The organism is Rubellimicrobium mesophilum DSM 19309 (genome assembly GCF_000600335.2).
Lineage (GTDB): Bacteria > Pseudomonadota > Alphaproteobacteria > Rhodobacterales > Rhodobacteraceae > Rubellimicrobium > Rubellimicrobium mesophilum.
This window is the reverse complement of sequence record NZ_KK088616.1, coordinates 1-18,385: the sequence shown is the minus strand read 5'-3', so window position 1 is coordinate 18,385 and position 18,385 is coordinate 1. Positions and strand designations below refer to the sequence as shown.

Genomic DNA, 18,385 nt, shown 5'->3' with positions numbered 1-18,385 from the left:
AGCAGCGCCTCGGCCTCGGGCGCGGAGGGCGCGCTGGGCCCGTCGAGCCAGACCCCGGTCGCGGCCCGGGCCGTCCCGGCCGGCGCTTCGGGCCGGTCCGGCATCTCGGCGAGGGCGGCGGCCACCGCGGCCGCGGCGGCCTCGACGTCGGGTTGGGGGAGGACCGGGGGCTCGGCGCGAGCCGTCTCGGCAGAGGCCTCCGCCGGCGGCTCGGGCTGGATCTCCCCGGCGGGCGGGGTCGCGAGCGCGACCTCCTCGGCGGGGGTCGGAGCTTCGGAGGACGGGGCGGCCGCGACCTCGGTGGCCTCGGGCGCGGGGGTCCGCCGCAGGAGCTGCGCGAGGCTCTGGTCGGAGACGGCGGCCCAGGCCCAGACGGCCGCCATGACGAGAAGGAGGGTGACGGTGAGAACCAGGCCCAGGTGGCGCGGCTTGCCGCCAATCGGCGCGGCGGCCAAGAGCCTGCCGCCGAAGGGGCTGGCCTCGCGCTTGGCCGCGTTCCCCTCGACCGGCGAAGGCCGGGGTCCCTGGAGGTCGGCCTCCCTCGTGGACGGGGCGAGGGTGGCCGCCGTGCCCACCGGGCTCGCAGCGGTCGGCGCGGCCGCGACGGACGGCTCCGTCCGGGCCGGCGCCGCGTCGGGGCGGGCTGGCCCGGATCGGGTCATCGCGCCCGACGAGGTTCCGGTCGGGCCGGTCGAAGGAGCCTTGGCGGGTTCGGCCAGCCGGATGTCCCGGGGCTGGCGGTCGGCGTCCCGCTTCTCCCCCTGCAAGGGCCGCGCGCGGGAGGCGACGACGATCTGCTGCGGCCCGCCAGCCGAGAGAGGCCGCCCGGCGCGGGGCGGCGGCGAGGCGGCGAGCGGCGTGGCAGCGGACGGCGCCGGGGTGGAGTCGGTGTCCGCAGGCGTCGGCGTGGGCTCCGCCGCGACTTCGGGGACTTCGGCGATGGGCTCGGGCGCCTCGGCCGACACGGGAGCCTTGCGGACGATCTGCGGGGTGCCGTCGGCCTCCTCGGCCGAGGCGCCGCCGGGGACATCGCGCGTCACCGTCTCGCCGCCGAGGACCTTGGGGGCGAGGGTGGCCGGGCCGAAGAAGGCCTCGCCCGGGAACCCCGTCCCCAGATCGGCCGCGAAGGCCACGGGCTGGAAGCCATGCTCGGCCGCGAAGGCCTCGGCCTCCACCAGCGTCTCGCGCGCGACGGCGGCGACATGGGTCCGCGTCCCGTCCGAGACCTGGTCGATCACGAGGTCGTCGACCGCGTAGGGCGTGGCCCCGTCGAGCGCCGCCCGCGCCTCCTCGAGCCCGGCCTCGGGGCTCTCGATCACCAGGGTGCGAATCTGCTCCGACGGCAGGAGGAGCTTGGTCCCGCGCCAGGGCGCGCCCAGCGACAGCCCCAACCGGCGCAGGGCCGCGAGGTCCCCCGTCAGGTCGCGCGAGTCGAGAGGCACCTCGCCCAGGGACGTCCAGCCCTGCGCGTCGCGATGGAAAAGGCGGATTCCCTCGAAGGACAGGGACAGGGCGAAATCGGGCGTCATGGGTGGCGCTTAACATCCTCCGGGGGAACCGGGAACAGGCAAGGGAGGCGATTCACTGCTACAGCAGCTTCCCGCGCATTTCGACAGGAAAGGTGGAGATGCCCCCAAGGAACCGCTTGCGGGGTGCGTCATAGGGGGAAAGCATGGCTTGAACCAAAGGAGTCCTTCATGCCCGTGACCCTCAAGGCCGCCCTCCCGGCGCTGGTCCTCGCGCTCGCGCCATTCGGGGCCCTGGCCCAGGAGGCCGCGACCGCGACGCCCCCGCAGCTCCCCCGCGTCATCCAGGTGGTGGGCGAGGGGCGGGCGATGGCCGCGCCGGACATGGCGCGCATCTCGCTCGGCGTCTCGCACCAGGCCAAGACGGCCGGGGAGGCGATGGACGCCATGTCGGCTGGGACCGAGGCGGTGCTCGGGCGCCTGGGCGCCGAGGGGATCAACCAGGCCGACATCCAGACGGGCCAGCTCATGCTGGAGCCCGCCTACAACTACAACACGCCCGACGGGAACCCGGAGATGACCGGGTTCATCGCAACGCAGATGCTGGACGTGAAGGTGCGCGAGATCGGCCACCTGGGCGAGGTCCTGGACGCCGTGGTCGAGGACGGGGCCAACCGCGTGAACGGCGTCAGCTTCGACGTGGCCGACCCGCAGGCCGCGACCGACGAGGCGCGCCGCGACGCCGTGACCGACGCGCGCGCCCGGGCCGAGCTCTACGCCGAGGCGGCGGGCGTGGGCCTGGGGAACCTCGTGTCGATCAGCGAGTCCACGGTCTACTCGCCCCCCATGCCGATGTATGACGCGCGGGGCGGTGGGGTGGCCGAGGCCGCGGCGGTCCCCGTCGCGCCGGGGCAGCTCAGCCTCACGGCCACCGTCACGGTGACCTACGCCATCGGGGAGTGACCCCGAGGGGGCCGGCGCGACCGGCCCCCTCGGATCCCGCAGGTCGGGACGCCCGGTGCAAGAGGGTCGCGGCGGACCCCCTTCTCGTGCAGGCAGGCCCCCGGCGCCGCGAGCAGCGCCAGGGGATGGAGCGCCGTCACCCGTTCAGCGCCTGGTCGAGGTCGGCGATGATGTCGCGCGAATCCTCGATGCCGATCGACAGGCGCACGTAGTCCGGCGCCACGCCCGCCGCGCGCTGCTGGTCCTCGGTCAGTTGCCGGTGCGTGGTGGAGGCCGGGTGGATCACCAGGCTCCGCGCGTCGCCCAGGTTCGCCACGTGGCTGAAGAGCTTGAGCGCGTTCACGAAGCGCACGCAGCCGTCGTAGCCGCTCTTGATCTGGAAGGTGAAGATCGCGCCCGCGCCCTTGGGGCAGATCCGCGCGGCCCGCGCGAAGTAGGGCGAGGATTCGAGCCCCGCATAGGTGACCTCGCCCACGCGGGGGTCGGCCTCGAGCCAGCGCGCGACCGCCATGGCGTTCTTGACGTGCTTGTCCATGCGGAGGCTCAGCGTCTCGATGCCCATGAGCGTGTAGTGCGCCCCCTGTGGGTTCATCGTCATGCCGAGGTCCCGCAGCCCGATGGCGATGCTGTGGAAGGTGTAGGCCATGGGGCCGAAGGTCTCGTGGAACCTGAGGCCGTGATAGGCGGGCTCGGGCTCGGTCAGCGAGGGGAACTTGCCCGGGTGGGCGGACCAGTCGAACTTGCCCGAATCCACGATGGCGCCGCCGGTCACGGTGCCGTTGCCGGTCAGGTATTTCGTGGTCGAGTTGATGACCAGCGTCGCCCCGAGCTCGATCGGCCGGCAGAGGTAGGGGGAGGCCGAGGTGTTGTCCACGACCAGCGGCACGCCCGCCGCGTTCGCCACCCGCGCGACCATGGGGATGTCGGTGATGTGGCCGCCGGGGTTGGTGATCGACTCGCAGAAGATCGCCCGCGTGTCCTCGTCCACCGCGGCGCGGAGGGCGGCCTCGTCGTCGATGTCGACGAACCTGGTGCTCCAGCCGAAGCGCTTGAAGACCTGCGTGAACTGCGTGACCGTCCCGCCGTAGAGCCGCGTGGACGCGATGATGTTCCGCCCCGGCGCCATCAGCGGATAGAGCGCCATGATCTGCGCCGCGTGCCCGGAGGAAGTGCAGACCCCGCCCACGCCGCCCTCCAGGGCCGTGATGCGGTTCGCCAGCGCCATCACCGTCGGGTTGGTGAGGCGCGAGTAGATGTAGCCGACCTCCTGGAGGTTGAAGAGCCGCGCGGCGTGCTCGGCGTCCTTGAAGACGAAGGCGGTGGATTGGTAGATCGGCACCTGCCGCGCGCCCGTGGCGGTGTCCGGCGCGGTCCCGGCATGGACCTGCATCGTGTCGAAATGGAGCGGTGAATCGGTCATCTGTGGCCCTCCGTTGTCGGGCGGACCCTAGACGAGGGCGGGGGTCGCACGGAAGAGAACATTGTTCCTTCCGGCGCAGGCAGGTTGCGTGCCGGGCCGCCGCGCGCGGGCCTATCGTTCACCGATTCGGAGGGGGAGTGGTGGGCGACCCTGGAATCGAACCAGGCATGGGTCTCCCCGGCGGAGTTACAGTCCGCTGCCGCACCTTGCAGCTCGTCGCCCGACGCGAGGCGGGAGATAGCCAAGCCGCGCCGGGGGGTCAACCGGGAAAGCGCGGCCGCTCAAGGGGTCTCGGCGGGTGGCGCCCCGTCGCCCGGACGGCCGGTCCCCTCGGCCTCGCGCCAGCCGGCCTCACAGGCCCGGGCCTGCGGCGTTCCGGCGGGGTACGGGTTGCCGAGGAGCGCCCGGCGCTCCCGTCCGGCCTGATGGCCCGCCTTCCAGGCGGCCTCGACGGTGTCCTCGGGCATGGGATCCTCGCTGGCTGCGCGCGACAGCCTAGCTCGGAGGGAGCGGCCCGACAGGGGAAGGCTTGCGCGCCGCCCCGGGTCGCGGCAATGACGGCGAGTCGCGGCCACGGGAGGCGCCCCATGAAGAAACCGACCTGGGTCATCGACAAGGAACGCGCCCGCCGTGCGTCGGCGCGCGAGACGATCTGGCTCTTCGGCCTCCACGCCGTGCGGGACGCGCTCCTCAACCCCCGACGGGAGAGGCTGCGCCTGATCCTCACCCCCAACGCCGCCGACAAGCTCGCCGACGCCGTGGCCGCCTCGGGGATGACGCCCGAGATCAGCGACCCCCGCAAGTTCGCGGCGCCGCTCGATCCCGAATCCGTCCACCAGGGCGCGGCCCTGGAGGCGCGACCGCTCGACTGGGGGTCCTTGCGCGACTCGGTTCTCGCCGAAGGGCAGGAGCCGGTGCGCGTGGTCCTCCTCGACCGCGTGACCGACCCCCACAACGTCGGTGCCATCCTGCGCTCGGCCGAGGTCTTCGGCGCCCGCGCCGTGGTGGGCGTGGAGCGCCACGCCGCGCCCGAGACGGGATCGCTCGCCAAGGCCGCCTCCGGCGCGCTGGAGCGGCAGCCCTACATCCGCGTCCGAAACCTCTCCGACGCGATGGAGGAGCTGCGCGAGATGGGCTTCCTCCTCCTCGGCCTCGCGGGGGAGGCCGAGCGCACCATCGGCGCGGCCCTGGCGGGGCGTCGCGACCGGCCGGTCGCGCTCGTGCTCGGCTCCGAGGGGCCGGGCCTGCGCGAAAAGACGCGCGAGACCTGCGACGAACTCGTGCGGATCGGCGCGGCGGGGGCGTTCGGGTCGCTCAACGTGTCGAACGCGGCGGCGGTGGCGCTTTACGCGGCCTCCCTGGACACAGCCCAAGGGCCGGAATCGCCGGGTTCCCAGGCCTCCGGAACGTTCACGAAAGCGTGATGCGAAAATTCTGAGAAAGCTCGGAACCAAAGGCCTCGTGGCGCGTCTTACTCTCGACGCACATTTGGAACCTGTGCGTTTCGCTTCACTGTCCCTCGTTCCACACCTCGCGCCCGGGCTCTCCCGGGCGTTTTTTTGGTGGATGGCCATGACCGAAGATGACCTGATCCGCGACGTCCTGTCCCGCGTCCGCACCATCGCCGTGGTGGGTTTCTCTGCGAACCCCGCCCGCCCCAGTCACGGCGTCGCGAGGTATCTCCAGAGCAGAGGCTATCAGGTGATTCCGGTCAATCCGGGCCTCGCGGGCCAGACATGGCTGGGCGGAAAGGTGCACGCGTCCTTGGCGGAAATTGGCGGAGAGGTGGACATGGTCGACGTCTTTCGCCGGAGCGAGGCGGTGGCGGGGGTGACGGACGAGGCGCTCGCCCTATCTCCCCTGCCTTTCGCGATCTGGACGCAGCTCGGCGTGCGGGACGACGTCGCGGCGGAGACGGCGCGGGCCCGGGGCGTGCGGGTCATCCAGAATCGGTGCCCGGCGATCGAGATTCCCCGACTGGGGATCGCGCGGGTGGCCTGACGGGACCTTCGTCCCGCAGAATTGCGGCGGAAACGTGGCGATCAGCCGCGCGCGGCCTTCTCGGCGATTCCCGACCGCCCCTCGCGACGCTCGAGCTCGGCCTCGATGTCCGAGAGCGCGACATCCCTCGCCGCGCACATGACGAGGAGATGGTAGAGAGCGTCCGCCGCCTCGGCCACGAGCTTCTCCCGGTCGCCCTTGACCGCCTCGACGATGGCCTCCACGGCCTCCTCCCCGAACTTCTGCGCGCATTTCTCCGGCCCCTTGGCGAGGAGCTTGGCGGTCCAGGAGGTCTCCGGGTCGGCGCCCTTGCGGGACTCGATGGTCTGGGCGAGGCGTCGAAGGCTCATAGGCGCACCGGGATGCCGGCCGCCGCCATGTGGGCCTTGGCCTCGGGGACCGAGAAGGTCCCGAAGTGGAAGATCGAGGCGGCGAGCACGGCGCTCGCGTGGCCTTCGGTCACGCCCTCCACGAGATGGTCGAGCATCCCCACGCCTCCGCTCGCGATCACGGGGACGTCCACGGCGTCGGCCACCGCGCGGGTGAGGGGGATGTTGAACCCCGCCTTGGTCCCGTCCCGGTCCATGGAGGTCAGCAGGATTTCCCCCGCCCCCTTGGCGGCGACGGTGCGGGCGAACTCCACGGCGTCGATGCCGGTGGGCTTGCGACCGCCATGGGTGAAGATTTCCCAGCGCCCGGGCTCCACGGTCTTGGCGTCGATGGCGACGACGATGCACTGGGACCCGAAGGTGTCGGCTGAGCGCGCCACCACGTCCGGGTCCGCGACGGCCGCCGAATTGAAGCTCACCTTGTCGGCCCCCGCGAGCAGTAGCGCCTTCACGTCCTCGGGCGTCCGCACCCCGCCGCCTACGGTCAGCGGCATGAAGCAGCTCTCGGCCGTGCGGGTCACGAGGTCGAACATCGTGCCCCGGTTCTCGTGGGTGGCGTGGATGTCGAGGAAGCAGAGCTCGTCCGCCCCCGCCGCGTCGTAGGCCTTGGCCGCCTCCACGGGGTCGCCCGCGTCGACGAGCGAGACGAAGTTGACGCCCTTCACGACGCGCCCGTCGGCCACGTCTAGGCAGGGGATGATCCGGGTCTTGAGCATGGCGCGCTGATATACCCTCCCGCCCGCCGGGGCCAGCCCGCCCCGACGGGGCGCGGCCGGGTGGATTCCGTGATAGGATCGGGCTCATCTGACGGCCGGGAGGGAGCGGGGCCATGCCGGACGAGACCCTGAGCGAGGTCGTCTCGCGCCTCTCGGCCTCGGCCCATGCGCTCGCCGCCATCGGCATGGCTCTCGACGCGCGGGTCTCCGGGACCCCGCCCGCGCCCGAGGTCGCGCCTTGGCTCGACGCGGCGCTCAAGGAGCTCGGCGTGGCCGAACCGATCGCGCAGGCCTCGCCATTGGAGCGCGAGACCCTCCTCGGCGAGATCCGCGTCTTCACCCTGACCAACGCCCGGATGCTCTTCGCCGCCTCTCAGGGGCCCGGCTGGACGCATCGGGAGCCCGAGCTGCTGGAGGCGGCGGGCGACGTGTCGGCCGGGGTGCCGCACCGCATCCGCAACGCCCTCGCGCCACGCCTGCCCGGCCTCGCGGAGCGGCTCGCGGCCCCAGGTGCGACCTTCCTCGACATCGGCGTGGGCGTCGCCCGGATGAGCCTGGAGATGATGCGGCTCTGGCCGGACCTCCGCGTGGTCGGCATCGAGCCCCTGCCGCAGGCGCTGGCGCTGGCGCGCGAGAAGGTCCGGGCCGAGGGCTTGGAGAGCCGCATCGAGCTGCGCGAGGGCAGGGGAGAGGACCTGACGGACGAGAGCCGCTTCGACCTCGCCTGGGTGCCGAGCCTCTTCATCCCCGAGGCCGCCGTCCCCCGTGTCCTCGCCCGCGTCCATGCGGCGCTCCGGCCCGGCGGCTGGGTCCTCGTCCCCAGCGTGAAGCCCAGCACGGACCCCCTCGCGACCGCCCTGGTCAGGCTGCGCGTGGCGGGCTTCGGTGGGCTCAACGGGTCGCCGGAGGTCGTCGAGGGGCTGCTGCGGGATGCGGGCTTCACGGGGGTCGCGACGCTGCCGAGCCCGCCCGCGTCCACGGGCTCGATGGTCGTCGCGCGGAAGGCGCCCTAGTGCGCCACCGCCCAGCCCCGGATCTCCTGCAGGCGGGGGTCCTTGACGTGGATCGCGTCCAGCATCGCGAACAGGACCTCGCCCAAGGGCTTCCCGATGGCGTCGGACCGGCGGATGAAGTGCGGGCGCCAGGGCTTCAGCGCCTTGAGGAGCTGCGCCGTGTCGTCGCGCAGGTAGAAGCCGTGCTGCTCCCCGCCCCGGTAGTCGGCGGCCGCCACGGCGGGGCCGTCGTCCATGCCGCCCTTGCGGTTCCAGTCGCCCAGGTAGAGCACGTGCCGCGCCGGATGCTCTGGGTCGCCGGGCCGCCAGCGGACGGTGAAGCGGCCCAGGGGCTCCTCCCGGTGGACGAGCCGCCCCTCGGCGCTGCGGGCCGGCCGGCCGCAGCAGTCGCAGGTCACGTTCTCCTCGATCTCCGGGATGACGACGATCTCCTGCCAGCGCATCGCCGTCAGCCCCCCAGGAGCTCCAGGGCCGCCCGCAGGTCCACCGCCCCGTCATAGAGCGCGCGCCCCACGATGGCCCCCGCCACGACGCCCGTCGCCTGGAGCCGCTCGAGGTCCCCCAGCGACGACACCCCCCCGCTGGCGATCACCGGGATCGAGACCGCGTGGGCGAGCGCCGCCGTCGCCTCGACGTTCGGCCCCTGCATGGCGCCATCGCGGGCGATGTCCGTGTAGATGATGGCGGCGATCCCTGCGTCCTCGTAGGCGCGGGCGAGGTCGGTCACGGTCGTCCCGGTCTCCTCGGCCCAGCCGCGCGTCGCGACCTTTTGCCCCCGCGCGTCGATGCCCACGGCGACCTGCCTCGGATAGGCCCGCGCCACCTCGCGCACGAACACCGGGTCCTCCACGGCCGCCGTCCCCAGGATCACCCGCCGTAGCCCGGCCGAGAGCCACCGCTCCACCGTCGCCCGGTCCCTGATGCCGCCGCCGAGCTGCGCCGGCACCGGGCAGGCCGCCAGGATCGCCTCCACGGCCCGGGCGTTGCGCGGCTCCCCCGCGAAGGCGCCGTCGAGGTCCACGAGGTGCAGCCACTCGGCGCCGGCGTCCACGAAGGCCCGTGCCTGCGCGGCGGGGTCGTCGTTGAACACGGTCGCCGCCGACATCTCCCCGCGCAGGAGCCGCACGGCCTGGCCGTCCTTGAGGTCGATGGCGGGGTAGAGGATCATGCCGGGGACTCGTTTCGTTCAGGGTCCCCTCGTCGCACGAGGGGCCGGAAAGTTCAATGCGGCGACCCCCGAGGGACCCCGCGCACCACCGGAGGCTGTGCATGAAAACCCTAGGGACGGCCCTGCTCCTCGCGCTCGCGGCCGGAGCGGCCTGGGCGGACCCGCTGGAGGGTCTCTGGCGCACCGCGCCCGACATGAACGGCCATGTGGGCCTCGTCCGCGTCGCGCCCTGCGGGAACGCCCTCTGCGGCACCCTGGTGGACGCGACCGACGCCTCGGGCGCGCGCTACGCCTCGCCCGACCTCGGGCGGCAGGTGATCTGGGACACGGTCCCGCAGGGCGCCTATACCTACAGGGGACGCGTCTACTCGCCCGGCCGCAACCGCGAATACGACTCGCGCCTGACCCTCTCGGCGCAGGGGCTCCTCGTCGAGGGCTGCCTGCTCGGCCAGTGCCGGGGCGGCGCGCTCTGGCAGCGGGTGGACTGATCGCCTCGCTCGCCTAGCTTCCCTTGCGGCACCCCGCACAAGGAAGACAGAGAATGCCCCGCATCGACGCCGCCGACGGCACCGCGCTCCATGTCAAGGACTGGGGCTCGGGGAAGCCCGTGGTGCTGATCCACGGCTGGCCGCTCAACGCCGATTCCTGGGAGCATCAGGCCCTCAACCTCGCCCGCGCGGGGCACCGCGTCGTCGCCTACGACCGGCGCGGCTTCGGGCGGAGCGAGCAGCCCTGGGACGGCTACGACTACGACACCCTGTCCGACGACCTGGCCGCCATCATCGACGGGCTGTCGCTGCAGGACGCCGCCATCGTCGGCTTCTCCATGGGCGGCGGCGAGGTCGCCCGCTACATGAGCCGCCATCAGGGCAAGGGCGTCCGCAAGGCCGCGCTCCTCGGCTCCATCGCGCCCTATCTCGTGCAGGCCCCGGACAACCCGGACGGCGCCCCGAAGGAGGTGCTCCAGGGGATGCAGCAGCAGATCGAGAAGGACCGGCCCGAGTTCCTGAAGGGCTTCTTCAAGCAGTTCTACGGGCAGGGCCTCATCTCGGGCGTGAGCGAGGGCATCCTCCACTGGTCCCTCCACATGGCGCTGCTGGCGAGCCCCCGCGCCACCATCGCCTGCATCGACGCCTGGCAGGAGGACTTCCGCCCCGACATGGCCGCCTTCGACGTGCCGACGCTGGTGATCCATGGCACGAGCGACGCCATCGTCCCCATCGACCCGACGGGCCGGACGGCCGCCAGGATGATCCCGCAGGCGCAGTTCAAGGAATATGACGGCGCCCCGCACGGATTCCTCGCGAGCCACGCCGAGCGGGCGACGCAGGACCTCCTCGACTTCCTCGCGTGACGTTCCGAACGTCGTAGGGCGGGCTTCAGCCCGTGATCGGCGCCCATGTCGGAAAGCTTGTGTGGCAGGCTGAAGTCCGCCCTACGGCGTCCACCCCAGGAAGTTCTGGATGATCCGCAGCCCGGCCGACTGGCTCTTCTCCGGGTGGAACTGGGTCGCGACCACGTTGTCGCGGCCCACGATGGCCGTGACCTCGCTGCCGTAGTCCACCCAGGCCAGCCGGTGCGCCGGCTCCGCCACCCGGAACTGCCAGGAGTGGACGAAATAGGCGTGGTCGCCCGTCGCCACCCCCTCCAGCACCGGATGCGCGCCGGTCACGACAAGGTCGTTCCAGCCCATGTGCGGCACCTTGAGCGCCGGGTCCGAGGGCGTGATCCGCACCACCTCGCCGGGGATCAGGCCCAGCCCCTCCACCGTCTCGTACTCGTGCCCCACGGTGGCGAGGAGCTGCATCCCGACGCAGATCCCGAACAGCGGCTTGCCCGCCCGCACGGCCTCCAGCACCGACTCCTCCAGCCCCGGCACCCCGGCCAGCGCCCGCCGCACCGCCGGGAAGGCGCCATCGCCCGGCAGCACGATCCGGTCGGCCCGCCGCACCACCTCGGGGTCCGAGGTCACATGGACCCTTTGCCGCCCCTCGGCCATCCTCACGAAGGCCTTCTCGGCCGAGTGCAGGTTGCCGATGCCGATGTCGATCAGCGCGACGCTCATAGCGCCCCCTTGGTCGAGGGCAGGGCGTCCCCGCGCGCTGGTCGGGCTCCACGGCCCTCCGCAGCGCCTTGGCGACGGCCTTGAACGTGGCCTCCGCGATGTGGTGGCTGTTCAGCCCGCGCACCTTGTCGACGTGCAGCGTGATCCCATGCGTGGACAGCGCCTGGAAGAACTCGCGCACGAGCTCGGTGTCGAAGCTGCCGATCTTCGCCGTCGGGAAGTCCACCTCGAACGCGAGCCAGGGCCGCGCCGAGAGGTCCAGCGCCGCCTCGACCTTGGCGTCGTCCATCACCAGCGCGAAGTGCCCGTAGCGGCGGATGCCCCGCTTGTCGCCCAGCGCCTTCGCCAGCGCCTGACCGATGGCGATGCCCGTGTCCTCCACCGTGTGGTGGTCGTCGATATGGAGGTCGCCCTTGGCGCGCACCGTCAGGTCGATCAGCGAATGCTTGGAGAGCTGGTCGAGCATATGGTCGAAGAACCCGACCCCCGTGGCGCAGTCCGACCGCCCCGTGCCGTCGAGCTCCACCGTCACGGTGATGTCGGTCTCGCGCGTCGTCCGCGTGATGCTGGCCTGCCGCATGGCGCCCCTCCTTCGTCGCGGCCCCGCATGGCCCGCACCGGAAGCGCGGTCAAGCCCGCGCCCGTTCAGGGTTCCTTAATCATGGCCTGCTAGGCTGATTCCCACGCCGCCAGAAAGGGAGAGCGTTTTGCAGGTCATGATTCTCGAGGAGGACGCCATCCTCCGCACCCGGATCACCGGGGCCCTCGCGCCCGAGGGGGTGGACGTCCTCAGCTTCGGCCGCCTCGCCCCGGCGAAGGAGGCCGCGCGCCGCGCCAACGTCGACATCCTCGTCCTGGGCGAAACCATCGAGGGCCGGCTCGCCAGCGACGTGGCGCTGCTCGCGGAATGGCGCAACCCCCGCCTCGGCTCGATCCTGCTCTCCGACCGCGACGCCGACGCGGCGGAGGAGCTCTTCGACCTCATCCCCTCGCTCCAGGCCGTCCTCGCCCGCGGCACCGGGGCCCGCACGCTCGCCCGCGTGGCCATCGCCACCGCCCGCTCGCAGGAGGGGATCGTCCTCCTTCAGGACGATGACTGGACCGCCGGCGACACCGGCGCGCCCGCCGCGTGGGAGGAGCCCGTCCAGGCCGCCGTTCCCGTCGCCCAGCCGATCCTTCCCCCGCGCGAAGCCCCCGTCCCGGAGCCCGTCGCCTCCCTGGTCGAGGAGGCGCCGGTCCCGTCCGCGCCCGTCCCGGAGGCCGCGTCGGACCTTCCGGCGATCCCGCCCGTCGCGGAAGCGCCGGCCCCGATCCGGATCGCAGGGCCGGTCCCCGTCCAAGCCCCCGAGCCCGTCGCCCTGGCGGTCCAGCCCAGCGAGCCTGCCGCTTCGGTGGGGGTCCTCGAATCCTTCCGCGACCGCCTGACCCAGGCGCAGGAACGTCTCGCCGTCCTCGAGGCACCCGCGCCGGCGCAGGAGCTTCCCACCCGCCGCTCCGACGACGCCTCGGGCGGCCTGCTCTACGTCCTGCCGACCTTCCTGCGCGACTCCGAGGACCCCGCCGACATGCGCGACGACCTCGCGGCCCCGCACCCCGCCCTGCTGCCGGTCGCGGCGGCAACCCCCCGGCGCAGGCTCCATCTCGCCTGACGCCCGGGCCCCGGCGCGGCGTCCCTTCCCGCGCCGGGGTTGCCCCCCGGCCCCGGCCCGTGCCACGGTGCGGGCGCTCCACCGCCCAAAGGCCCGCCCATGTCGTCGCCCTGCGTCTTCGTCCAGATCCGCTGCCGCCCCGGCACGACCTACCGCGTGGCCGAGGCCATCGCCCTCAAGGAGATCCACTCGGAGCTCTATTCGACCAGCGGCGACTGGGACCTCCTGATGAAGCTCTACATCCCCGAGGGTGCCGACATCGGCCACTTCATCAACGAGCAGCTCCTCGACATCCCGGAGATCGAGCGGTCGCTGACGACGCTGACCTTCAAGGCGTTCTGACGTAACGACCAATCGAGGCAGAGCCATCGTGGGATGCGCTTCGGCGCACCATGCCGCCGTGTTCGCCCGGGCCAGGCGGTGCCCTGAAGCGCACGCTGCGGCACTCCCGACGCCGACCTTCAAGGCCGTCTGAGCGCCGATCCGGCGCGCCCGCCCTCCCGTGCCGTCCCGACCCGGACCCCGGCCGAGCCACCACGGCCCGTCCGCGCCAACCGATCAGGCCACATCGCGCAGCCGACGGCAGAGCCGACCCGTTCAGATGCCGCGCCCCTGCGTTTCCTTCCTGCCGTTAACCCCGTCTTAACATTGCCGTGGCATGGTGACCCCGTCCCCGGGTCGCCGCCCGGCGGGGTAGGGGGAGTTGCGCCTTTCACCCGGGCGCCCGGCGCGCCCGGGTCCGTCCCGACAGGAGGCCGGGGGAGGCCCTACTTCACCGCCCCCGCTGCCATCCCCTTGATGATGAACCGCTCCAGAGCCACGCCGAGGACGACGAGCGGCAGGATCGCCGCGGTGGAGAGCGCCGCCATGGACCACCAGTTGATCCCCTGGCTCCCCGTCTGCGACGCCACCATCACCGGCAGGGTGTTCGCATGGGTCGAGGTCAGGAGCGCCGCGAAGAAGTATTCGTTCCAGGTCAGCACCAGCGACAGGATCAGCGCCGCCACCATCCCCGGCAGGGCGATGGGCAGGATGATCGTCAGGAACGCCCCCCAGACCGACAGCCCGTCCACCAGCGCCGCCTCCTCGAGCTCGGTCGGGATGCCGGCGAACTGGTCGCGCATGATCCAGATGACGATGGGCAGCACCGACAGCGTCGTGAGCAGGATCAGCCCGATCCGCGTGTCCAGCAGCCCCAGCGCCTTGTAGAGCACCAGGAAGGGCAGGGCGAGCACGACGGGCGGCAGGATGAGCTGCGAGAGGAAGAAGAACGAGATGTCGTCGTTCCGCATCCAGGCGAACTTGTAGGAGAACCGCGAGAGGCCATAGGCCGCGAGGCTCCCCAAGGCGACCGCGAGGACCGAGGACGACAGCGACACGATCAGGCTGTTCATGAAGCGCTTCAGGAATTCCTCGCGCGGGGTCATCTCGATCCCGATGGTGTCGGGCGAGAGGCCGATCGAGGCGAAGCCCTTCCAGGACGGGGCGTATTCGAGCCAGGGGACCACGCTCCCCTGGAGGAGGTCCTTCTGCAGCTTGAAGGCCGTGGTCACCGTCCAGTAGATCGGGAACAGGCAGATCACCGCCCAGAGGATCAGTGCGCCATAGAGCACGACCCGGCCGGTCCACCACTTGGCGCGATGGCGCCGGTCGGCCTCGCTGTCGCGGAAGATCGGCGCCTCGGCGGTCTCGACGGTCATGGGCGCCTCCTCAGGTCCTGGGCCGCACGAATCGGTCGGCGACCTTCATCAGGACCGTCATCGCGACGATGATGATGACGAGGTAGACCATGGCCAGCAGCGTCCCGTAGCCCACGTTCGACCGGTCCCGATACTCGCGGTAGATGAAGCTCGTCACCGTGTCCGTGGCCCCGCCGGGCCCGCCCGAGGTCACCGTGATGACGATGTCGGCGAGCTTCAGCTTGAAGATGACGCGGATCAGGATCGCCGTGACCGAGACCGGCAGCATCAGCGGGAAGGTCACCTCCCAGAAGCCGCGCCAGCCGCTCGCGCCGTCCACGCGGGCCGCCTCCTGCACCTCCTGCGGGATCGCCTGGAGGCCGGCGAGCAGCATGATCATCATGAAGGGGATGAAGGTCCAGGCGTCCATCGCCATGATGGTCAGCATGGCGACCACCGGGTCCCCGAAGAACGACGGCTGCCCCAGCCCCAGCCACTGCGACAGTTGCGCGATGGGCCCGAGCCGCACGTCCAGGATCGACTTGCCGACCATCCAGGACACCGCGACGGGCGACAGCATGAGGGGCAGCAGGAACGCCACCCGGAAGAACTTCCGCGCCCGGATCTGGGCGTTGAGCATGAGCGCGAGCCCGAAGGCGATGGCGTACTCGACCACGATGGCGAGGCAGTACCACACCATGTTGCCCAGCGCGTTCCAGTAGAACGGGTCGTTCCACATCCGCACGATGTTGGCCGTGCCGTTGAACTTGCGCCCGTCGGGATTCGACAGGTTCCAGTCCGACAGCGCGATCAGGATGCCGAAGAGCAGCGGGAACACCGTCAGCGACACGACGAAGAGCACGGCGGGCAGGACGAACAGCACCCGCTTCCCCTGCTCCCCCCGCATCAGCACCTGCCCCCAGCAGAGGCACACGGCCCAGACGAGATAGGCGTAGAGCGTCGGCCGCCATGTGGTCAGCCCCAGGTCGACCCAGTGCAGCGCCTGCGCCGTCTGGAGCGCGAAGCTCAGGAGCAGCAGGAGCCCGGATGCCCAGATGATCGTTCGTCCGAACGCCACGCGGGACGGCGGGAGGTCGTCGGCGGTGACGACGTGGAGGCGGTCGGAGGTGCTCATGCTAGCATGTTAGTCGCGAGGGGGAGGGGGAGGGAAGGGGACTCGTGACCTTCAGGGAGTCGGGCGCGGAACAGGTTCGATGTGAAGCCGTTCCCTGCGGCCGCGCTCATCGCCGCTCCCGACGCAGAGCCGGTTCGGGTCCAAGCGTAAGGCCCGGCGAGGCGGCACCCCTTGGGGCGAACCCATGTCGGACTGCCGCGTCAGGCGCCGTCCATCGTCGCTGCGACCGCCGCCGTGTCGTAGTACTCCATGTACTCGCAGATGCGCCCGTCGCGGAAGCGCGCGACGATGGCGATCGGCGTGGAGAACCGCCGCCCGGTCCTGCGGTTCGTCCAGGTGGTCTGCCCGAGCCCGACGACGCGGTCACCCTCGGCGATCGTGTCCTGAAGGCTCCATTCGTTCATCTCGAGGTTCTCGGTCAGGCCGGTGAGATATGCCTCGAAGTCGGCGCGACCACGCCGCTTGGCCGTGAACTGCAGGTTGTAGGCGCCATCCGCGATGGATCGGAGCTGGAAATCCTCGGTGACGTAGTCGCGCCACATGGAGGGGTCCGAGCCCCTGGTCTCGTGCCATCGCCCGAAGGCCTCGCGCAGGGTCGCGGCGTTCGACTGTTCCTCCGACATGGTCGCCTCCACGGATCGCCAGGGAAGGAAAGGCGCGCCGGCTGACCGGCGCGCCCCGTTCGTCTCACATCCCCAGGGATGCCTTGTAGAGCTTGATCTGGTTGTCCCGCCCGATCTGGTCGGTGATCCCCTCCCAGGCCGCCGCGATGGCGTCCGCTGTCTCCTGCGCGGAGCCGTATTGCCCGGACAGGCCCTTCACCAGCTCGTCCTCGGCGATGGAGTAGTACTGGAAGATGCCGGGGATGCGCGGCTCGATGGCGGCGTTGGGGTGGTTGTAGCTCTCCTGGTTGGAGCCGAGGTAGTCCTCGATGTAGGCGCGGTCGTAGCCCGCCGCCTCCCACTCGTCGAAGTTGAAGTGAGAGTTGCGGTAGGGCTGGAAGCCCGAGGGATAGGCCGCCATCCAGAGCGAGATGTCCTTGCCGCCCAGGTGCGCCGCCGCCGACCAGGCCGCCTTGCGCTTCTTCTCGTCGCCCGAGACGCGGTTGGTGACGTAGACGCCCCAGCCCAGATAGGCGAGGTTCGGGGCGAAGTTGGCGCCCTCGGGCTCCTCCCAGGCGCCGGCGGCGTGGTTGTAGACGCGGTCCGAGCCCGGGTTGATCGAGAAGCCCACCACGTCGCCCACCACCGAGGTGTCCGAGGTGCGCGCGTTCGATCCCACGTCGCCCCACCAGGTGAGCATGGAGCCCGTGCCGCCCAGGAACTGCGAGAAGGCGGTGGCGTTCGGGTCCGCGTTGACCTGGTCCGGCGGATAGGCGTTGGCCGCCATCAGGTCCATGACGTCCTGGATCGCCTGCACCCAGCCCGGGTTGTTGACGCGGGGCTTCATGGTGTCGGGGTCGAAGAGCCAGGCCGGGTCGTCCGGGTGCTTGACATAGGCCGTCGCGCGGTCCTCGAGGAAGTAGAAGCCGAAGCCGCCCCACTGGTACTTGAGCGGGTCGAGGAAGCCGAAGGCCGGCGAGCCGGTGAGCGGGTCGGTCTGGCCCACGACCTTCTTCGAGAAGTCGTTGACCTGCTGCCAGGTGGTCGGCGCCTCGGTCATGCCCGTCGCGCCCGAGATGCCCGGATCGGAGAGGTAGTCCGTGCGGTAGGCGAAGGTGTGGCAGTCGCCGTCGATGGTGATGCGGTAGGTCTTGCCGTCCCAGGTGCCGACGGGCGGCTGCAGATAGGCCACGTAGTCGGCCATGTCGATCTGCTCCTTGACCCAGTCGGGCATCTCGTCGAGGAGCCCCCGCCCGGCGGTGTCGCCCTCGAAGGGCGCGCCCATCTCGACGATGTCGAAGTCCACCGTCCCCGTGGCGATGGCCTGCTGGAGGCGCGGGTTGTAGTCGGCCTGCGCGAGGTCGATCCAGTTGATCTTGGCGCCGGTGTAGTCCTCCCAGGGCTTCAAGAAGCCGCGGAACAGGATGTTGTGCAGGTTCTGGTTGTTGAGCCCCATGAAGGTGAGCTCGACGCCCGCGAACTCGCCCTCGGCGACGTTGGCCTTGGTCGGGCCCAGGCAGAGCTCGCCGACCTGCTGGAAGTGCTGGTCGGTCGGGCTGCCGGCACCCACGCCCGGGATGGCCAGGATCTGGGCCCGCAGGTCGGCGTCCTGCGCCAGGGCGCCCTTCGGCATCCCCATCGCGGACAGCGCGCCAAGGCTCGCCGCCCCCTGCAGGAGCCGGCGGCGCGACATCGCGGCCCGCACGGCCAAGTCGAACAGATGCGTCTTCATTCTCTCCTCCCCATGGTCACGGAGGCCCTCGGGACGGGTCGCCTGTCGGGGTCCCTCCGCCCCTTGCTCCGGGGTCTTGGAAGGGGCGCCGGCCCGTCCGGGCTCTGCCGGATGGGGGAACCCTCCCCGCCTTGGGCCCGCAAGTCAAGCCGCTGACATGTTAGTATGTCAGGCCCGATGGACAGCCGGGGACGGCGCGGCTACGACTCGGGGAAAGCCGGGGGGAGGGCAGATGGCCGAAGTCACGATCCGCGACCTGCGCAAGGCCTACGGGGGCGTGGAGGTCATCCACGGCGTGAGCCTCGACATCCCGGACGGGCAGTTCGTGGTCCTCGTCGGCCCCTCGGGCTGCGGCAAGTCCACGCTGCTGCGCATGATCGCGGGGCT

General features: G+C 71.4%; 20 protein-coding genes, 1 tRNA gene and 2 pseudogenes. 9 read left to right on the top strand and 14 right to left on the bottom strand.

All coding sequences use genetic code 11. The features are described from left to right. A pseudogene (locus tag RUMESO_RS20915) lies at positions 1 to 1,529 on the bottom strand (hypothetical protein); the annotation flags it as partial. A 168-nt stretch (positions 1,530 to 1,697) separates the two neighbouring features. Between RUMESO_RS20915 and RUMESO_RS25935 the strand changes: the two are divergent. Next, a complete protein-coding gene (locus RUMESO_RS25935) occupies positions 1,698 to 2,429 on the top strand; it encodes an SIMPL domain-containing protein (protein WP_037283319.1) in 732 nt (243 codons plus the stop codon). Positions 2,430 to 2,565: 136 nt separating this feature from the next. On the opposite strand, the gene RUMESO_RS20905 is transcribed toward RUMESO_RS25935, so the two are convergent. From RUMESO_RS20905 to RUMESO_RS20900, 3 genes are all read right to left on the bottom strand, one after another. Continuing rightward, positions 2,566 to 3,849 (bottom strand): O-acetylhomoserine aminocarboxypropyltransferase/cysteine synthase family protein, encoded by a 1,284-nt coding sequence (locus RUMESO_RS20905; protein ID WP_037283317.1) that lies wholly within the window; start codon positions 3,847 to 3,849, stop codon positions 2,566 to 2,568. Between the two features lie 138 nt (positions 3,850 to 3,987). Continuing rightward, positions 3,988 to 4,071 (bottom strand) — tRNA-Tyr (locus RUMESO_RS25420). 59 nt (positions 4,072 to 4,130) lie between these two features. After that, on the bottom strand, positions 4,131 to 4,316 hold the full coding sequence (locus RUMESO_RS20900) for a hypothetical protein (protein ID WP_051521569.1): 186 nt from the start codon (positions 4,314 to 4,316) through the stop codon (positions 4,131 to 4,133). A 120-nt stretch (positions 4,317 to 4,436) separates the two neighbouring features. On the opposite strand from RUMESO_RS20900, the gene rlmB reads away from it, so the two are divergent. Together rlmB and RUMESO_RS20890 are read left to right on the top strand one after the other, a co-directional pair. Beyond that, entirely contained in the window at positions 4,437 to 5,273 is an 837-nt protein-coding gene (rlmB, locus tag RUMESO_RS20895; RefSeq protein WP_051521568.1) for a 23S rRNA (guanosine(2251)-2'-O)-methyltransferase RlmB, read from the top strand. A gap of 148 nt (positions 5,274 to 5,421) precedes the next feature. Beyond that, on the top strand, positions 5,422 to 5,850 hold the full coding sequence (locus RUMESO_RS20890; protein WP_082484454.1) for a CoA-binding protein: 429 nt from the start codon (positions 5,422 to 5,424) through the stop codon (positions 5,848 to 5,850). A gap of 41 nt (positions 5,851 to 5,891) precedes the next feature. Here RUMESO_RS20890 and RUMESO_RS20885 read toward each other — a convergent pair whose 3' ends face one another. Together RUMESO_RS20885 and hisF are read right to left on the bottom strand one after the other, a co-directional pair. Beyond that, positions 5,892 to 6,200: a phosphoribosyl-ATP diphosphatase gene (locus RUMESO_RS20885; protein WP_037283308.1), complete on the bottom strand. Its 309-nt coding sequence runs from the start codon at positions 6,198 to 6,200 to the stop codon at positions 5,892 to 5,894. After that, positions 6,197 to 6,955 carry an imidazole glycerol phosphate synthase subunit HisF gene (gene hisF, locus RUMESO_RS20880; RefSeq protein WP_037283305.1) on the bottom strand — a complete coding sequence of 253 codons (759 nt, stop codon included), beginning with the start codon at positions 6,953 to 6,955 and terminating at the stop codon, positions 6,197 to 6,199. The genes RUMESO_RS20885 and hisF overlap by 4 nt, the downstream gene beginning before the upstream one ends. A gap of 113 nt (positions 6,956 to 7,068) precedes the next feature. Here hisF and RUMESO_RS20875 point away from each other — a divergent pair, with 113 nt between their 5' ends. Beyond that, complete coding sequence (locus RUMESO_RS20875; protein ID WP_051521567.1) at positions 7,069 to 7,968, top strand: SAM-dependent methyltransferase; 900 nt, start codon at positions 7,069 to 7,071, stop codon at positions 7,966 to 7,968. Here RUMESO_RS20875 and RUMESO_RS20870 read toward each other — a convergent pair. Together RUMESO_RS20870 and hisA are read right to left on the bottom strand one after the other, a co-directional pair. Next, complete coding sequence (locus RUMESO_RS20870) at positions 7,965 to 8,411, bottom strand: hypothetical protein (protein WP_037283303.1); 447 nt, start codon at positions 8,409 to 8,411, stop codon at positions 7,965 to 7,967. The genes RUMESO_RS20875 and RUMESO_RS20870 overlap by 4 nt on opposite strands. A 5-nt stretch (positions 8,412 to 8,416) precedes the next feature. Then, positions 8,417 to 9,136 carry a 1-(5-phosphoribosyl)-5-[(5-phosphoribosylamino)methylideneamino]imidazole-4-carboxamide isomerase gene (hisA, locus tag RUMESO_RS20865; RefSeq protein WP_037283300.1) on the bottom strand — a complete coding sequence of 240 codons (720 nt, stop codon included), beginning with the start codon at positions 9,134 to 9,136 and terminating at the stop codon, positions 8,417 to 8,419. Between the two features lie 101 nt (positions 9,137 to 9,237). Between hisA and RUMESO_RS20860 the strand changes: the two genes are divergently transcribed. Both RUMESO_RS20860 and RUMESO_RS20855 read left to right on the top strand, forming a co-directional pair. Beyond that, entirely contained in the window at positions 9,238 to 9,624 is a 387-nt protein-coding gene (locus RUMESO_RS20860) for a DUF2147 domain-containing protein (protein ID WP_037283298.1), read from the top strand. 53 nt (positions 9,625 to 9,677) lie between these two features. After that, positions 9,678 to 10,490 carry an alpha/beta fold hydrolase gene (locus RUMESO_RS20855; protein WP_037283296.1) on the top strand — a complete coding sequence of 271 codons (813 nt, stop codon included), beginning with the start codon at positions 9,678 to 9,680 and terminating at the stop codon, positions 10,488 to 10,490. Positions 10,491 to 10,571: 81 nt separating this feature from the next. Here RUMESO_RS20855 and hisH read toward each other — a convergent pair whose 3' ends face one another. Both hisH and hisB read right to left on the bottom strand, forming a co-directional pair. Further along, complete coding sequence (gene hisH / locus RUMESO_RS20850) at positions 10,572 to 11,201, bottom strand: imidazole glycerol phosphate synthase subunit HisH (RefSeq protein WP_037283294.1); 630 nt, start codon at positions 11,199 to 11,201, stop codon at positions 10,572 to 10,574. Beyond that, positions 11,198 to 11,781: pseudogene (gene hisB / locus RUMESO_RS24625) on the bottom strand (imidazoleglycerol-phosphate dehydratase HisB). The gene hisH and the pseudogene hisB overlap by 4 nt, the downstream one beginning before the upstream one ends. Before the next feature lie 127 nt (positions 11,782 to 11,908). Here hisB and RUMESO_RS20840 point away from each other — a divergent pair. Further along, the gene (locus tag RUMESO_RS20840; protein ID WP_037283292.1) at positions 11,909 to 12,850 is read left to right on the top strand and encodes a hypothetical protein; all 942 of its coding nucleotides are present in this window, start codon (positions 11,909 to 11,911) and stop codon (positions 12,848 to 12,850) included. Between the two features lie 99 nt (positions 12,851 to 12,949). After that, positions 12,950 to 13,192, top strand: a complete 243-nt coding sequence (locus RUMESO_RS20835) for an Lrp/AsnC ligand binding domain-containing protein (protein WP_037283291.1) — start codon at positions 12,950 to 12,952, stop codon at positions 13,190 to 13,192. Positions 13,193 to 13,617: 425 nt separating this feature from the next. Here the strand turns inward: RUMESO_RS20835 and RUMESO_RS20830 are convergent, their stop codons facing one another. The 4 genes from RUMESO_RS20830 to RUMESO_RS20815 form a co-directional block, all read right to left on the bottom strand. Further along, positions 13,618 to 14,550 carry a carbohydrate ABC transporter permease gene (locus RUMESO_RS20830; RefSeq protein ID WP_037283290.1) on the bottom strand — a complete coding sequence of 311 codons (933 nt, stop codon included), beginning with the start codon at positions 14,548 to 14,550 and terminating at the stop codon, positions 13,618 to 13,620. Positions 14,551 to 14,560: 10 nt separating this feature from the next. Next, positions 14,561 to 15,664, bottom strand: a complete 1,104-nt coding sequence (locus RUMESO_RS20825) for a carbohydrate ABC transporter permease (protein WP_037283286.1) — start codon at positions 15,662 to 15,664, stop codon at positions 14,561 to 14,563. Positions 15,665 to 15,864: 200 nt separating this feature from the next. Continuing rightward, positions 15,865 to 16,287, bottom strand: a complete 423-nt coding sequence (locus RUMESO_RS20820; RefSeq protein WP_051521566.1) for a nuclear transport factor 2 family protein — start codon at positions 16,285 to 16,287, stop codon at positions 15,865 to 15,867. 64 nt (positions 16,288 to 16,351) lie between these two features. Further along, a complete protein-coding gene (locus RUMESO_RS20815; RefSeq protein WP_037283284.1) occupies positions 16,352 to 17,998 on the bottom strand; it encodes an extracellular solute-binding protein in 1,647 nt (548 codons plus the stop codon). Between the two features lie 232 nt (positions 17,999 to 18,230). On the opposite strand from RUMESO_RS20815, the gene RUMESO_RS24620 reads away from it, so the two are divergent. Beyond that, a partial coding sequence (locus RUMESO_RS24620; RefSeq protein WP_156363048.1) for an ATP-binding cassette domain-containing protein occupies positions 18,231 to 18,385 on the top strand: 155 nt, incomplete at its 3' end.

What these genes read in the sequence shown, in the direction of transcription:
- RUMESO_RS25935 (WP_037283319.1), top strand. Translation starts at nt 1,698, where the DNA reads ATGCCCGTGACCCTCAAGGCCGCCCTCCCGGCGCTGGTCCTCGCGCTC.
- RUMESO_RS20905 (WP_037283317.1), bottom strand. Translation starts at nt 3,849, where the DNA reads ATGACCGATTCACCGCTCCATTTCGACACGATGCAGGTCCATGCCGGG.
- RUMESO_RS20900 (WP_051521569.1), bottom strand. Translation starts at nt 4,316, where the DNA reads ATGCCCGAGGACACCGTCGAGGCCGCCTGGAAGGCGGGCCATCAGGCC.
- rlmB (WP_051521568.1), top strand. Translation starts at nt 4,437, where the DNA reads ATGAAGAAACCGACCTGGGTCATCGACAAGGAACGCGCCCGCCGTGCG.
- RUMESO_RS20890 (WP_082484454.1), top strand. Translation starts at nt 5,422, where the DNA reads ATGACCGAAGATGACCTGATCCGCGACGTCCTGTCCCGCGTCCGCACC.
- RUMESO_RS20885 (WP_037283308.1), bottom strand. Translation starts at nt 6,200, where the DNA reads ATGAGCCTTCGACGCCTCGCCCAGACCATCGAGTCCCGCAAGGGCGCC.
- hisF (WP_037283305.1), bottom strand. Translation starts at nt 6,955, where the DNA reads ATGCTCAAGACCCGGATCATCCCCTGCCTAGACGTGGCCGACGGGCGC.
- RUMESO_RS20875 (WP_051521567.1), top strand. Translation starts at nt 7,069, where the DNA reads ATGCCGGACGAGACCCTGAGCGAGGTCGTCTCGCGCCTCTCGGCCTCG.
- RUMESO_RS20870 (WP_037283303.1), bottom strand. Translation starts at nt 8,411, where the DNA reads ATGCGCTGGCAGGAGATCGTCGTCATCCCGGAGATCGAGGAGAACGTG.
- hisA (WP_037283300.1), bottom strand. Translation starts at nt 9,136, where the DNA reads ATGATCCTCTACCCCGCCATCGACCTCAAGGACGGCCAGGCCGTGCGG.
- RUMESO_RS20860 (WP_037283298.1), top strand. Translation starts at nt 9,238, where the DNA reads ATGAAAACCCTAGGGACGGCCCTGCTCCTCGCGCTCGCGGCCGGAGCG.
- RUMESO_RS20855 (WP_037283296.1), top strand. Translation starts at nt 9,678, where the DNA reads ATGCCCCGCATCGACGCCGCCGACGGCACCGCGCTCCATGTCAAGGAC.
- hisH (WP_037283294.1), bottom strand. Translation starts at nt 11,201, where the DNA reads ATGAGCGTCGCGCTGATCGACATCGGCATCGGCAACCTGCACTCGGCC.
- RUMESO_RS20835 (WP_037283291.1), top strand. Translation starts at nt 12,950, where the DNA reads ATGTCGTCGCCCTGCGTCTTCGTCCAGATCCGCTGCCGCCCCGGCACG.
- RUMESO_RS20830 (WP_037283290.1), bottom strand. Translation starts at nt 14,550, where the DNA reads ATGACCGTCGAGACCGCCGAGGCGCCGATCTTCCGCGACAGCGAGGCC.
- RUMESO_RS20825 (WP_037283286.1), bottom strand. Translation starts at nt 15,664, where the DNA reads ATGAGCACCTCCGACCGCCTCCACGTCGTCACCGCCGACGACCTCCCG.
- RUMESO_RS20820 (WP_051521566.1), bottom strand. Translation starts at nt 16,287, where the DNA reads ATGTCGGAGGAACAGTCGAACGCCGCGACCCTGCGCGAGGCCTTCGGG.
- RUMESO_RS20815 (WP_037283284.1), bottom strand. Translation starts at nt 17,998, where the DNA reads ATGAAGACGCATCTGTTCGACTTGGCCGTGCGGGCCGCGATGTCGCGC.